Source organism: Pseudidiomarina salinarum, from assembly GCF_000753715.1.
Lineage (GTDB): Bacteria > Pseudomonadota > Gammaproteobacteria > Enterobacterales > Alteromonadaceae > Pseudidiomarina > Pseudidiomarina salinarum.
Genome location: NZ_JPER01000001.1, coordinates 394856 through 408456, shown reverse-complemented (window position 1 = coordinate 408456; position 13601 = coordinate 394856). Strand labels below are relative to the sequence as shown.

The window sequence follows — 13601 nt, the reverse complement described above, 5'->3', positions numbered from 1 at the left end:
CATTTTTTGTATAAACCCGTGCAGGACGCGGCCTGACAACGGGGGCGAATATTACCTGCTGCACCGAACAGCGTCAAACTTTTTTTTGCCCTCACAGGCTAACTGCTGCTTTTTGCGCCAATCCCCGCGGAATTTCATAACGGCTGGCTACAATCAAATGCTAAAACATGCCAAAATAGCGCGCAAACTCAGCTACAGGTAACTCACTTCATGACAGCGCAATATATTGATGGCAAACAGGTTGCTCAGCAAGTTCGGGATCAGGTCAGGGAACGCGTTGCTGAACGCCATCAACGCGATTTGCGGGCCCCGGGCCTGGCGGTTGTGCTGGTCGGTAGTGACCCGGCCTCGCAAGTATACGTTGGCAGTAAGCGCCGCGCCTGTGACGAAGTAGGTTTTACCTCCAAAGCATTTGACCTGCCAGCCACCGCCAGTCAGCAGGAGCTCGAAGCCCTGATTGACCAGCTCAATCAGGATAGCACCATTGACGGCATCCTGGTCCAGTTACCTTTACCTGCCGGCCTTAATGCTGAAGCCATTCTCGAACGTATTGACCCGCGCAAAGATGTCGACGGTTTTCACCCGTTCAACATGGGTCGGCTGGCGCAGCGCAATCCAGCCCTGCGCCCCTGCACCCCGCGCGGCGTTATCACCTTGCTGGAGTCAATCAACCTTGACCTCTATGGCAAAAACGCCGTGGTCGTCGGCGCGTCCAACATTGTCGGGCGGCCGATGAGCCTCGAGCTGCTGCTGGGTGGCGCCACTACCACAGTTTGTCACCGGTTTACTCATGACCTGCAGAGCCATGTAGAACGCGCTGACGTGCTGGTCGTCGCCGTGGGCAAGCCAAACTTTATTCCCGGCGCCTGGATCAAACCCGGTGCGACTGTTATTGATGTTGGCATCAACCGTTTACCTGACGGCAGCTTATGTGGCGATGTTGAGTTCGCCGCCGCGGCCAGCCGCGCCGCCTTTATCACGCCCGTCCCCGGTGGCGTAGGCCCGATGACAGTTGCGACGCTGATGCAAAATACCCTATATGCCTGTGATACCTGGCATGCCCCTGAGCACCCGGGTTAAAAACGCCGGTAGCCACTTAGCATCGGCCCTTCGATGCTGTGACGCAGCCCCCAGAGCGGTTTATCCAGTGCCGCGGCGCGGGCTGCGCAAAACACTTGTACCGGATTATTGATTAACGCGCTGAGCTCAGCCAACACTGCCGCCGCCAGGGGGACCTCCAGCGGCTGACACCACCATATTTCCAGTTTCAGCTGGCGCGCTGCCAGCCACTGTTCCGGGCTATCACTGGCCGCCAGACGCACCAGCGGGTGGTCGATAGCAATCTCGGTCACCTGCTGATTCAACACCAAGTCAAAACGCGTTTCACTGAAGCGCTCAAACTGCTCCGCGCTAGGTGAATCTATCCTGATCCTCGCGGCAAGTTTCGCATGCAGCAGTTGCTCAGCCGTAAGCCGGGCTGCCAGCGACCTGAAATCGGCCGCATCCACTGCAGCGCTATCGCTAACCAAAACCGGCCGGGCTGCGCTCATAGCAGCTGCCAGGGTTCGTTCCATAGCGACCTTGCTGCCGTATTGGAGGGCTCCCGTTCGCAACGTATAACTGGCGGCAAGCCACAAGTTGTATTGCACAAAAACCAACCAGATTAGTTGCAACAATAACAAAGTGGCCATCAGCACTAAGGGAAGCATCAGTGTTGTTTCAACCAACGCCTGCCCGCGCAAAGATCGCCCTACTTGCAATTTCCGTCCGTCCTGCATTGCTGCCACAGATCCCTTAGCTCGGCCAGATCGGCGGCTAACTGTGCAATCGAGGTCTGGCTGGTGGTTACATAGGTCGCGTTGATCCCGGTGCTGCTAAGTGACTGCACAGTCGCCGACTGTATCGTTGCAGTTTGCGACGCTAAGCTACTGGTCTTCATCTCGGCCGCCTGCACATAGCCACCGTTAAGCACATCATGGTTATTCATATCCAGCGCTGTTCCCATCTGGTTAAGTTCAGGCTCGCCGGCTACAGCTACCCGGTACAGCGCGCCGTCACTTTCTTCCGGCGAGAAAGGCCGCCATACCGCGAGCCGCAATTGAGTACCGCTGGTAAAGCTTTGCGGCAATTTACTGCTCAGCCAGGCGGTGCGGGTGGCATCTGGTCCCTGCAGCGTAACGTAACTGAGTCTGCTGCCCGGCTCTATCTGCCAACTCTGTTGCCACGGCATGCTGACCGGTTGCAGATAGCCCGTCGCGATTAACTCATCAATACCTGCTGGCGGTCGTTGCTCATCTATCCAGAACAGCTCCAGGCTCGCAGCAATCCGGCGGGCGTCTTCGATCCATTGCAGTCGCAACTTACGCTGGGCTTCTGCCTGCCACCATTGGCCGGCAATAAGCATTGCCCCGCCTAGCAGCGCAATGGCCGCAAGCAGTTCGAGCAGCACAAAGCCGTTGCTCTTTGTCCTCACGCTTTGTCTCCTTATCCATGCTCACTCAGTACTGCAACAACAGCAACTGAACCCGCCGCTGCTGCGCTAATCTGAGCTGTAGCTGCATTTCAGCCAACCGGTCGGGATCCGTTGCTGGTGCAGCCAAGGGTTCCAGATGCCTGAGATTAGGATAAACAGCGGCCACTAATCCGCCGATAACCAGCAGCGTAATAACAAGCTCCCATAACAGGTAGCCAGTCTGCGTACGGGGGCTGGAAGTTAGGTCGATCATGGCTAGCCCTGAAAGCGCACGGTCAGGGTACCGTTATTGAAACTGGTATCGACAGCATACTCAGTAAAATCCCGCGCCAGCCTGGCTCCCTCGCCAGGTTGATCAATACCGGTCAGGGTAACCAGGTAGCGAGTTGGATCGGCACTGTCGACACTGACGCTGATGTTGCCTCCCCAGGGGTTCAGTTCATCGCCAGTACCCCAGCTTTCAGGCACTGCAGCTATGCCCGACATGCTGGCCATACTGATGCCGGTATAATTGCCATTACGCGGACGCCATAACTGCGTACCCGACTGAATAGTAATGATCTGGCTTTTTGCCTCGCTCACCCGCGAGTTGCCAACCGCCCAGTCTCGCACCGCCAGCGAGCCTATGGTGGCCAGTGCAATAATAGAAAGTACTGTCAGCACTTCGATGAAGGTAAATCCTTGTTGCTTGTTCATAAATAACACTCCGTGTTGAGAAATTAAATCATCGTCTGTTGCGTGACAGCCATCAGCATGGCGCCCATGCCGCCAAGCAGTAGCGCCAGTAACATAAAGATTAATCCGTAACAGACTATTTGCAGCGTCACCCGTAACCGGCCCAGGGCTGCCACTGCATCGTCAGTGGCATACCCGGCAACCCGTTGCAAGGTTCCATGCTCAGTTGCATTGCGGCTCCCGTTGCTGAGCCGGAATAGCATTCTTGGTGATAACAACCCACAGTCAAAGATTTGTGCCAGTCGCCGCTCGCCGGCGGCCAGGCGCTGACGCATCAGGTGCACCGCGTAGCCAAAACCAGGCGAACCATAACGATTAATGGCAACTAATGCGCGATCCAGATTGATGCCGGCATTGAGCAGCACGGTGACCGTCTGCAGGATAATTACCGCATCAAAATAACGCCGGATCATAAAAGCTCCCCGCGCCGCAAGCACTCGCCACGCGCGGAAACGAAAATTAATTAAGCTGGCGGGTCCCCAGCTCCAGAACAGCATCAGCACAACCAGTAATAACAGGGCCAGCAACAGCGGGCCGTCACTGAGAGTGAGCAAGGTCTTACTGACCGCCGGCCAGTCGTCCTCGGGTAGCCGCCCGGCAAGTTTAGGCAGCACCTTCCGACCAATAACCAGACTCGCCAGTACCGCAATAACCGTCATAATTGCCGGATAAATTAATGGTCTCCAGAACGCGCGCTGCGCCTGTTGCCGCTGCTCCTCAAAGCGCCGTTGCTGTTGCAGCAGTTGCTCCAGTACACCACTGGACTCACCAACGCTCACCAGCATGCACAGATCACGATCGAACCACAGCTCCAACACGGATCCCAGCGCCTGTCCGGCATTCAGCGCCTGAATTAAATCCGCCGCCAGACGTTGTTCAGCAGTGAGCCCCTGTTCCCGCGCATGCTCGGCAAGCCCGTAGCAGGCCTGCAACGGGCTCAGCCCGTCGGCCAGTGCTAACGCCAGATCCTCGAGAAAAGCCAGCTGCCGGGGGCGGGTCAGGCGCATTGGTGGAGCCCTGCCAGCTGCTCATCCAGGCCCTGCCAGCCCTGCTCTACCAGCAGCTGACGGCAATCCGCCAGCCGGCCGTCGCGGATGCTCTGGCGAATCGTTTCATCCAGTTGCAAGAGTTCTCCTAGGTAGCGCCGCCCGCTAATACCTGTCCCCTGGCAGCTAACGCAGTCTGGGGTAATCGCAGCTTGATCGCAGTACTGGCAATGATCGACCACCAGGCGCTGCGCCAGGATGCCTCTTAATACGCCGGGTTGCGCCAGCGCCTGTGCCGACAGGCCTAAGTCGAGCAGTCGCTGAATAACGCCGAAGCTGTCGTGCGCATGAATTGTCGCAGTCACCAGATGTCCAGTCAGGGCCGCCGTATAAGCCGCCCGGGCGGTGCCCTGATCGCGGATCTCGCTTATCGAAATCACATCAGGATCCTCACGCAGCGCCACCTTTACCATATTGGCGAAATTAAGCTCGGGATGATCCGCCAGCACCGGCTTTTGTTCGATGTGCGGCTGGATGATTTCAATAGGATCCTCCAGCGATATCACTTTCGCGTCGGGCGGAATCAGCAGGTTAATTGCTGCCAGCGTCGTAGTCTTGCCCTGTCCCGTGGGTCCGGCTATGAGCAGCAATCCTGTGGGCTGTTCAACCAGCAGTCGTAAGCCAGCAGCAATGGCCGGGGGCAGCCCCAGTTCCTGTAGCCGTAAAACCTGTTGCTGCTCCCGCTGAATACGCATAGTGACGGCAAAGCCGCTGCGGGTTGGAGACTTCTGTACCCGCAGCCGAATGCGCTGAGGTATGCCTTCGCGGACCACAGTAACGTTGATACTGGCGCTGGACAGTCGCTGTTCGTCGAACAGCTCATGAAAATCGTCCGAGCGGGTATTCAGCGCTGCAGCTATGGCTGCCACCAGCGTTTCACGACTGCGTTCCACCCGCCCCGCCATGCGACCATGCACCCGGAATGACAACGATGCCTGCTGTTGATCGAACAACAGATGAATATCCGATGCGTTGAGCGTCAATGCCTGCTGGACTAAGTCTTCGAGTGCCTGTTGCGCACGGGTATGATCCAGTTGCAGTTGATGTCCCTGATGCCTTTGCTGGCGCCTTTTTGCGTCCGCATCATGTAATAAGGTTCTCAACTCCCTGGCATCACCGAGCAGAAAAAAACGGCTGCTTAAGCCTTGCTGAGCCATCAGCATGGCCAGATTGCCAATGGCTAGCTGAGCGCTTTGCCAGGCAGCGGCCGATGCAATAATCAGCCCTTCTTTACTGACAATCACCGCGACGTCTTCACTGACCTCGCCTTCCGTAATCGCCAGACATGCATCCAACAGTGATTCCGGAACCTGACACTGGCGCAGTTCCAAAGGATCCATAATCTTCATGTCACCATCCTCTTGGCAGCGGTAACAGGCGATGTTTGCCTGCCTTGCTCAGTCGTACTGCGGTACCCGTAACCTCAGCGTAAAGCCCGCTGGCATCAGGAATACCGGTGGTTAACCTGATCAGTTGCTGATGCAGGCGCAATAACACCAGCGAAGATCCTTCGCCCTGCACCACCCCGACGAGCTCATAGTCGGTCAATCCCGGGCCGCTTGGCGTTACTGTGGCACCAGGCTGCTGCCCCAGCGAGCGAATCGAATGCTCGGCTTCAGCCACCTGTAGTTCATGCTGCATCTGCCGCGCTCGCGATGCCGCCTGAAGCTCCGCCAGCTCCTGCGCCCGCAAACTTTTAATCCGTTCGTATTGTTGTTGCAGCGCCACCGCCGGTGGCGGGCTGCCAGCAGTATCAGCCGCTCCGAGCAGCAGACTAAACAGGGCCGTTATCATGGGCGATTTCCTCCGGGATAATGTTGTCGGGCGATGAATTGCAGTTGAATGGTGGAGCGGGCCGGTGAGCCGGGATCAATATGCGCCTGGTGCAGGCGCACAGGCGCATCCCGCAGCAATAGCGCCAGTAGCTCGAGTTCCGGCAGCTTGAAATCGGTAATATTGAGCGTCAGATTTTGCCAGCGCCAGTGCTTATCGCTATCCGCTTCAGCAAGCTGCACCCGGACCGATGGCAAATAATCAGGCAATGCCGCACTAAACGCCCGCTGCGCTGCTTCGTAATCCTGTGCTGGCTGCGCAACCCCGGATTGGTCCGCTGATTTGGCTAATGGTAGTTGCAGTTGCGCTTCCTGGTGGCTGAAACTAACCTGCCAGCGCGCATCCAACTGGGCTGTTAGTTCCTGATTTAAACCATAGGTGCGTCCGATCGTTGCTTGCAGCCCCTGTTCAGTAAGCATGATCTGCTGTAATCGCCATCCCGCCAGCGCTGTAAGCTGGTGCATAGCATATTGCAGCTGGGTGAGCTGGCTTACCCCCAACCCGGGCAGTTCAACCTGGACTACCTGTGGTGCTACCGGTATCGCTGCCGGAGCAGGCCACCACAGCCATGTCAGATAAGCGCCAACAGAGAAAGCTGCTACCGCTGCGGTCAGCCATAATCGCTGCCGTTGCCAGCGCGGTAATTTACTTATGACCCGGAACCGTGCAGCAGCAGGTATCTTTTCCTCAAGATAAACCCCGGAGGAAATGTTTTCCCATGGCTCCCCTATCGCGCTGATCAGCTCGGTCAGGAAAGCGGGTGCCTTACCGGCCAGAAGCAGCTTGCCGGGGGTCTGTCCCGTCGTCTCTGTTTGTTCAGCCAGACCCTGGCACAACAAACGAAAGCGCGCTTGCCCCTGCTCATCAGTGCTCAAGGCAATACAGTTGCGCAGTTCGAAATCTTGCCAGCTGACACAGACCATTTGCGCCGCATCAAATTGCAGATAAAGTAACTGCGACTCCGTTTTAAATCGTTGCTGCAGCATAATTGCTATATCAACTGCTCCACCGGGCCGCATGCCCCCTGTAATGCAGCATAGCCAGTAGTGCTGACGAACCCGGTGCAGCGTGTAGCCGTTGAATCCGAGCTGCCGGGCCTCCGCCAGCCAACGCTCGATCTGCCGGCGATCGGTGGTCTGCTGCCGCCAGCCATTAATCACCACGCTGGCGCTCACAGCGTCTTGCTCCGGTTGACGATGCGCGGTGTCAGTAATAACAGGGTTTCACTACGACGATGCTGATGCCCCTGGCCGCCGCCAAGCAACAGGCTCAGCCAGGATTTTTGCTCAAGATGTTGATTCCGTTCATTTCGCAATCCCGTAAGCAGCAAGGTCTGGCCGTCTTCAATCAGCGCTTTCATAAAGAATTTTTTACGGTTCGTATGCGGGGTCTGAATCAGCTGATCGCCGGAGCGGATTTCATCAATCCGCTCAAGATCAGACAACTCAGTAGATAATTGCAGAATCACTTCACCGGCCCGGATACTGGGCAGCACATAGAGCTCGAAGCCAGTGGTTACGACACCTGGTTGCAGGGTTTCCGTGGTGCCGACATTGGGTGTGCTGGTGGAACCCGCAGCGGCCAGATAAGTTGCGTTGTCTTCCAGCACAATCTTGGCGATTTGATTATTCAGACTGATCAACCGCGGATGGTTGCTCATCTGCACCAGTCCCTGCTGTTCAAGTGCTTCAAGAAATACTTTTGAGCCGCGCGCCGACCCCGATTGTTGTTCCCATGTCAGCCTGGTGCCGGCAGTCCCTCCGATCGCACTGAACGAGGCTGAATCGAGGCCGAGTACGCCCTCACCACCAGCGGTGCGCAATAATGCCTGCCAGTCGACCGCAAATTGTTCTTCGTCATTAAAAGTGACATCGATAATCTGTACTTCGATGGAGACCTGACGCATCAGCCGTTCATTTTGCTGTTCCAGATAGGATTCAACCTGAGCGACATGGTGCGGCAGGTCGCGTACCAGTACCGAGGTAGAGCTTTGATTGATGCTCAGTTGGCCCTCTGGTGACAGCAATAAACCCAACGCACGCTGGAGGTCGTCCCATACCGACAGCTCTTTGCTGCTGAAATTAAGATATTGTTCGCTGCCGGCACTGGAATTCATTTGCTGCAGCGGCTGCCCGCTGCCGGACTGCATGACGCCAGCCTGCCCACTTCCCTGGTTATCACTATTGCCCATAAAAAAGTTGGTATTACCCGCCAGAAAAGCTACGTCAAACTCAGCAATACGATAACGGCTCCAGCTCACTTGCTCGCGGCTGATATCGACATGCCAGCCAGTCTGCGCGGTAATCAAATTGAGCAAACCGCCAACGGAACCGCTATAGGCAAGGCTCAGTTCCTGTTGCGCCAGATCCGGCTCCAGAAACTGAGCAATCACCTGATGCGGGCCTAATGTTTGTGTCAGCAAGGCGCGGGCAGACATCCCGTCCACTGCAACCTCAACCGGTCGTGAGTACCATCGCGGTCGTGTCTTCACTTCCTCAGCCAATGGCGGAATATAAAAATCATCACTGTAAACAACTGAATTCGTCGTGCTGGTCTGCATTTGCCGTTGCGCTTCCAGCAGACTATCCAACGCCTGTTGCCGTTGGCTGGCGAAGTCGCCGCCCGCGCTCTGACAGCCGCCTACCAGCAGCATCAGCAGCAGCCCGCTGAACCTCTTCATAGGGTTTCTCCGCCCGGTGGCTGATAAGCTATACGCGCCATGCGGTTGGGGTATAAAGTAATGGCCAGCCGATAGGGCCGCAGCAGCCGCTCGAGCAGTTCCGGCCAGCTCGGTGCCTGCAACCGGAAATCCGCGGGCCAGCGATGATGGGGCGACGCCTGCCAGTCCACCACATCAATCTGAAAGTGGCGGGCTAGCATGGCTTCGAGTTGGGGCTGCAGTAAACCTTCAGTTAGCTGCAGTGAAACGTCTTCAGTAACCGTGGGCGATACCACGGCACTGAAATTAAAAGGGGGGCAGATTACCTGTGCGGTTACCGCCGCCGACCACAAACAGCCAAACATCAGACTGCCTGCAGTGGCGAACAGATGGACTCGCGCCCGGACTGGTTGATTAACCATGTGACCTCCTTGTCAGATTCCCATCACCCTCCGTGGTGATGTTTTATCACTCTAGCGAATGCCTGAGTGACCGACAAGGCGCGAACATCCTCTTATGTTGTAGGCTTAATCCTCTATTCCTTTTTCTTTGTTTTTGCTGGCTTTTTTGCCGGCTTCTTCGCCGGTTTCTTCGCCGTTTTCTTAGCTGCGGAAACCTGCCACTGGCCGTCACGATAAAACGCCTGCCAACCCGTTGGCTTGCCGTTTTCCTCGGTGATCACATACTGCTCTTTCTGCTTGCGGCTGTAGCGGACAATAGCTTCGTTGCCGGCATCATCCGTAGCCGGCGCTTCAGTAAGATAATGAAACTTATCCGGCAGGCGCTCTTTAAACCGCTGCAGTTCCGCCACCTTAACCGCCCGGGTTTCGCGCGAACGTGGAAAGGTATTGGCCGACAAGAAGATACCGGACGCACCATCACGTAGCACAAAATGCGCGTTTGACTGTTCGCATTCAAGCTCAGGGAAAGGCACAGGATCTTCTTTGGGCGGCGCTGGCTGACCGTTTTTCAGCAACTTGCGGGTATTGCTACACTCGCTGTTGGTACAGTCAAAATATTTACCGAAGCGGCCGGTTTTCAGCTGCATTTCGCTACCACAACGATCGCATTCCAGTACCGGGCCATCATACCCTTTAATGCGAAACTCGCCTTTTTCTACCAACTGCCCGGAGCAGGCTGGATTGTTACCACAGACGTGCAACTTGCGTTCTTTATCAATCAGATAGCTGTCCATCGCCGTACCGCATTCGGGACAGCGCTTTTTCGACCGCAATACTTCGGTTTCCAGCTCATCTTCGTCGGTTACCTTGACAGCTTCGTCACCTGGTAACAGGTTGATGGTCTGAGTGCAGCGTTCCTTAGCGGGCAGCTCATAGCCTGAGCAACCCAGAAACACCCCGGTGCTGGCGGTACGGATACCCATCTTGCGACCGCAAGTCGGGCAATCGATCTCGGTCAGTACCATTTCATTGCCGCGCATACCGCCCTCTTCCGGCGGCTGCTCAGCGAGTTCCAGCTTCTGCTTGAACTCTTCATAAAAGGCATCCAGGGTTTCTTTCCAGTTCTTCTTACCTTCGGCGATATCGTCCAGCGCCTGTTCCATCTCAGCGGTGAAGTTGTAGTTCAGCAACCTAGAGAAGTTTTCAATCAGCCGGTCATTCACAATCTCGCCCATTTTTTCGGCATAGAAACGCCGACTCTCGACCCGCACATAACCGCGTTCCTGAATGGTCGAAATAATGGATGCATAAGTGGAAGGCCGGCCAATACCGCGTTTTTCCAGCTCTTTAACCAGCGACGCTTCGCCGAACCGGGCCGGTGGTTTGGTAAAGTGCTGTTGTGGATCCAGTTTCAGTAATTCCAGCGGCTCGCCTTTGCGCACATCCGGCAGGGTCGCATCTTCGGCATTTTTTGCACCCGCCGGCGGCTGGACTTTGGTCCACCCGGCAAAGCGTAATACCCGACCACGGGCTTTCAGTTCGTAATCGCCCGCCTGCACCGTAATGGTGGTGGCGTCATACTGGGCCGGCGTCATCTGGCAGGCCACAAACTGGCGCCAGATCAGCTCATACAAACGCTGGGCGTCACGTTCCATATCCCGCAGCTGCTCTGATTTCACCTTCACTTCAGACGGACGGATAGCTTCATGAGCTTCCTGCGCGCCCTGCTTGGAGCCATACATCATAGGTTTCGGTGGCAGGTAATCCTTACCGAACTGCTTGCCGATGTAGTCGCGACAGGCCGCGACTGCATCCTGACTCAGGTTGGTTGAATCGGTACGCATGTAGGTAATGTGGCCGGCTTCATAAAGTCGCTGGGCCATCATCATGGTTTTTTTCACGCCAAAACCTAAGCGGGTACTGGCAGCCTGCTGCAGCGTCGAGGTAATAAATGGCGCCGACGGCCGGCTGCTGGTGGGCTTATCTTCACGCTCAATCACAGTGTAATCAGCGTTTTTCAGCGCACCAACGGCTTTATCTGCAGCTTCTTTGTCGGTTGCTTTAAAGGTCTTACCCTGGTGCTTCTGCACCTGCATGCGCAGGGCAGCTTTAGTAGCGGTATTTAAATCAGCATAGATATCCCAGAACTCTTCCGGAACAAAAGCCTTAATTTCACGTTCGCGCTCGACCACCAGTCGCACTGCTACGGATTGCACCCGGCCGGCCGAGAGGCCCCGGGCAATTTTCTTCCATAACAACGGCGATACCATAAAGCCAACCACCCGATCGAGGAAGCGGCGGGTCTGCTGAGCGTTCACCCGGTCGATATTCAGCGATGAGGGCCGGGAGAATGCATCCTGTATGGCGTTTTTCGTAATTTCGTTGAATACTACCCGGTGAAACCGGCTATCGTCACCGCCAATGAGTTCCCGCAAGTGCCAGGCAATCGCCTCTCCCTCGCGGTCCAAATCCGTTGCCAGATAAATAGCATCAGCTTTACTGGCCAGCTTCTTCAGTTCATTAACCACTTTCTCTTTGCCGGGCAGCACTTCATATTCAGCGCGCCAGTTATGCTCAGGGTCAATGCCCATGCGCGCGACCAGCTTCTTTAATTCGCGCTCCTGCCGGTAGGCCTCTTTTTTCTCCGGCGACATTTTGCGGACTTCCGCCGGGGGCTTGGCTTTTATCGTAGCCGTCGAGCGGGTCGGCAGGTCACGGACGTGGCCGATACTGGATTTGACGATATAATCATTTCCGAGATATTTATTAATTGTCTTCGCTTTTGCGGGCGACTCAACAATAACCAGAGCTTTTGCCATGCGACTCTCTATATCGTAGTTAAATTCAGGGTTTCTTTTTTTAGATATATCTGTTCTGTAGCTACTTCACAACCGTCCAATTCAAAAATCATAAAAATTCGTACTCCCGCGATATCCATGCAGAATCCCGGGTCATGTCGCTACAGGCCGCTCTGTATCTGAACTGATAGCCTTACACCTGAACCAACTTTGTGCGTATAATAGCCGCGAAATAAATACTTGCAACCGCAGTGGAGGAATCAGTGAGCATTAAGCACCTGGAAGCTAACTTCGACGGCCTGGTCGGCCCGACCCATAATTACGCCGGCTTATCTTTTGGTAACGTCGCTTCACTGAGTAATGCCCGCGCGGTGTCCAGTCCGCGTTCCGCCGCGCGCCAGGGCCTGGAAAAAATGAAAGCGCTGCATGACATGGGCATGGTACAGGGCGTATTAGCCCCACAAGAGCGCCCTGACGTGTTCGCGCTGCGTCGCTTAGGCTTTACCGGCACCGACGGTGAAGTACTGGCTGCGGCGGCTCGTACGGCCCCGGCAATCTTCCAGGCCGTCTGCTCAGCATCGAGCATGTGGACAGCCAACGCTGCTACCGTGTCACCGGGTGCGGATACGGCCGACGGGAAAGTTCATTTTACGCCGGCCAACCTGACCAATAAGTACCACCGCTCACTGGAGCCGGCCACCAGTGGTCGCATCCTGCAGGCGATGTTCGCGAACCCGCGCTATTTTGCCCATCACCTGCATTTACCTGACAATGAACACTTTGGTGACGAAGGCGCTGCCAACCATACCCGCCTGTGCAACGAATACGGCCATGCCGGCATTGAACTCTTTACCTTTGGCCGTTACGCCTTTGACAGCAGCAAGCCGGCACCGACCCGCTATCCGGCCCGCCAGACCTTTGAAGCGTCCGCGGCCATCGCCCGCCTGCACGGGCTGTCTGAAGAGAATACGATTTTCATCCAGCAGAACCCGGGCGTGATTGATCAGGGCGTATTTCACAACGATGTGATTGCCGTCGGTAATAGAAACGTGCTGTTTTACCACGAGCAGGCATTTCTGGATACCGAAGCGAAAAAGCGTGAGATTCAGCGGAAATTCGGTGACCAGCCCGTGCATTTCATTGAAGTCAAAGACAGCGAAGTGTCCGTCGCCGATGCGGTACAGACGTACTTGTTTAATACCCAGCTGATCAGCCTGCCAGACGGCACTATGGTGATTATCGCGCCTACCGAATGTCAGGAAAACGAACGCGTCAGTGCCTACCTCGCTGATCTGGTAACCCGCGACACGCCGATCCGGCAGGTGCATTATTTTGATGTGAAACAAAGCATGCGCAATGGCGGCGGCCCGGCTTGTCTGCGCCTGCGCGTCGCTCTGACCGATGAGGAGCTGGCAGCGGTCAACCCGGCAGTGATTCTTGATGAGGTGCTGTTTAGCCGCTTAAACCAGTGGGTCGACAGTAATTACCGGGATGAACTGAGTGTCGATGACTTACGTGACCCGCAGTTACTGGAGGAGTCACGCACAGCCCTTGATGAGTTAACGCAGATCCTGAAGCTGGGATCGGTTTATAAGTTCCAGCTGTAACTTACAGATCAAAACTGAGCAACACTGAAAAAGTCCGCAACGATCGCGA

At 55.7% G+C, this 13601-nt stretch carries 13 protein-coding genes; 2 read left to right on the top strand and 11 right to left on the bottom strand.

What is annotated here, in order from left to right; translation table 11 throughout:
• The first annotated feature begins 210 nt into the window (after positions 1 to 210).
• On the top strand, positions 211 to 1080 hold the full coding sequence (folD, locus tag IDSA_RS01870) for a bifunctional methylenetetrahydrofolate dehydrogenase/methenyltetrahydrofolate cyclohydrolase FolD (protein WP_034773812.1): 870 nt from the start codon (positions 211 to 213) through the stop codon (positions 1078 to 1080).
• Here the strand turns inward: folD and IDSA_RS01865 are convergent.
• From IDSA_RS01865 to topA, 11 genes are all read right to left on the bottom strand, one after another.
• Complete coding sequence (locus IDSA_RS01865; RefSeq protein ID WP_126760539.1) at positions 1077 to 1787, bottom strand: protein kinase family protein; 711 nt, start codon at positions 1785 to 1787, stop codon at positions 1077 to 1079. The two genes, folD and IDSA_RS01865, sit on opposite strands and share 4 nt — an antisense overlap.
• The gene (gene pilV, locus IDSA_RS01860) at positions 1751 to 2473 is read right to left on the bottom strand and encodes a shufflon system plasmid conjugative transfer pilus tip adhesin PilV (RefSeq protein ID WP_126760540.1); all 723 of its coding nucleotides are present in this window, start codon (positions 2471 to 2473) and stop codon (positions 1751 to 1753) included. Before pilV ends, IDSA_RS01865 begins: the two co-directional genes overlap by 37 nt.
• Positions 2474 to 2498: 25 nt before the next feature.
• Positions 2499 to 2726 (bottom strand): hypothetical protein, encoded by a 228-nt coding sequence (locus IDSA_RS01855; RefSeq protein ID WP_034773809.1) that lies wholly within the window; start codon positions 2724 to 2726, stop codon positions 2499 to 2501.
• Positions 2727 to 2728: 2 nt separating this feature from the next.
• Positions 2729 to 3169: a type II secretion system protein gene (locus tag IDSA_RS01850; protein WP_034773808.1), complete on the bottom strand. Its 441-nt coding sequence runs from the start codon at positions 3167 to 3169 to the stop codon at positions 2729 to 2731.
• Between the two features lie 23 nt (positions 3170 to 3192).
• On the bottom strand, positions 3193 to 4215 hold the full coding sequence (locus IDSA_RS01845; protein WP_034773807.1) for a type II secretion system F family protein: 1023 nt from the start codon (positions 4213 to 4215) through the stop codon (positions 3193 to 3195).
• A complete protein-coding gene (locus IDSA_RS01840) occupies positions 4206 to 5603 on the bottom strand; it encodes a GspE/PulE family protein (protein WP_034773806.1) in 1398 nt (465 codons plus the stop codon). The genes IDSA_RS01845 and IDSA_RS01840 overlap by 10 nt, the downstream gene beginning before the upstream one ends.
• A gap of 1 nt (position 5604) precedes the next feature.
• The gene (locus tag IDSA_RS01835; RefSeq protein ID WP_051986003.1) at positions 5605 to 6048 is read right to left on the bottom strand and encodes a hypothetical protein; all 444 of its coding nucleotides are present in this window, start codon (positions 6046 to 6048) and stop codon (positions 5605 to 5607) included.
• Positions 6045 to 7262 (bottom strand): hypothetical protein, encoded by a 1218-nt coding sequence (locus IDSA_RS01825; protein ID WP_034773803.1) that lies wholly within the window; start codon positions 7260 to 7262, stop codon positions 6045 to 6047. The genes IDSA_RS01835 and IDSA_RS01825 overlap by 4 nt, the downstream gene beginning before the upstream one ends.
• A complete protein-coding gene (locus IDSA_RS01820; protein ID WP_034773802.1) occupies positions 7259 to 8767 on the bottom strand; it encodes a hypothetical protein in 1509 nt (502 codons plus the stop codon). The genes IDSA_RS01825 and IDSA_RS01820 overlap by 4 nt, the downstream gene beginning before the upstream one ends.
• A complete protein-coding gene (locus IDSA_RS01815) occupies positions 8764 to 9168 on the bottom strand; it encodes a hypothetical protein (RefSeq protein WP_034773801.1) in 405 nt (134 codons plus the stop codon). Before IDSA_RS01815 ends, IDSA_RS01820 begins: the two co-directional genes overlap by 4 nt.
• Before the next feature lie 113 nt (positions 9169 to 9281).
• Entirely contained in the window at positions 9282 to 11966 is a 2685-nt protein-coding gene (gene topA / locus IDSA_RS01810) for a type I DNA topoisomerase (protein ID WP_034773800.1), read from the bottom strand.
• A gap of 248 nt (positions 11967 to 12214) precedes the next feature.
• On the opposite strand from topA, the gene astB reads away from it, so the two are divergent.
• Positions 12215 to 13552 carry an N-succinylarginine dihydrolase gene (gene astB / locus IDSA_RS01805; RefSeq protein ID WP_034774948.1) on the top strand — a complete coding sequence of 446 codons (1338 nt, stop codon included), beginning with the start codon at positions 12215 to 12217 and terminating at the stop codon, positions 13550 to 13552.
• Positions 13553 to 13601 lie beyond the last annotated feature (49 nt).